The organism is Streptomyces sp. WAC05292 (assembly GCF_003949955.1).
Taxonomy (GTDB): domain Bacteria; phylum Actinomycetota; class Actinomycetes; order Streptomycetales; family Streptomycetaceae; genus Streptomyces; species Streptomyces globosus.
In genome coordinates, this window is sequence record NZ_RPSE01000879.1 from 1 (window position 1) to 630 (window position 630).

1 protein-coding gene is annotated in these 630 nt (G+C 80.5%); it reads right to left on the reverse strand.

The annotated features are described in order from the left end of the window. Nucleotides 1-23 precede the first annotated feature (23 nt). Nucleotides 24-630 (reverse strand): RDD family protein (locus EF903_RS33540; RefSeq protein WP_185902982.1); only part of this gene is annotated, 607 nt, incomplete at its 5' end.

A 630-nucleotide genomic window follows, 5' to 3' on the forward strand; every position in this document is an offset into this window, starting at 1 on the left:
CGCCGGGGGTGCCCGACGGGGCGTCAGCGGGCCGCGTACGTGCCCGCGGCCCGGTCGTGGGCGGCGCGGCGGCGGGGGCGGTCGCCGAGGCACCAGAGCCAGCCCACGGGCCCGAGGAAGGCGCCGACGAGCCAGCGGGAGAGTGCCGCGCCGAAGCCGGGCGGGCGGAACGTCGCCGAGGACAGCACCCGGACGCCGCACAGCTTCTTGCCCGGGGTGCGGCCCCAGCGGGCGGTGGGCAGCACCTCGTAGCAGAGCCCGAACGCGACGAGGACGGCCAGGACGACGCCGAGGTATCCGGCGATGGTGGCGTCGAACAGCCACACGGTGGTGGCCTCCCCGGCGCCGCGCGCCGCGTCCACCTTGGCCTGGAGGTGGGCCGTCACGGCCGGGAGGAGCGGCCTGGCTGCGGCCGCGGCGACGGCCGCGAGCACGAGGGTGTCCAGGGTGCGGGCGGCGGCCCGGCGGACGAGCCCGGCGGGGCGGACGGCACGCTCCGCCATCTCCTCGAACACCGCCCGGGCGGTGGGCCGGACCTCCGCGGCAGGGGCGGACGGGGCGGCGGACGGCGCGGCGTCGACGGCGGCCCGGTCCTCCCAGCGGGTCCGGCGCTCGGGAGCGGGGCTGCGG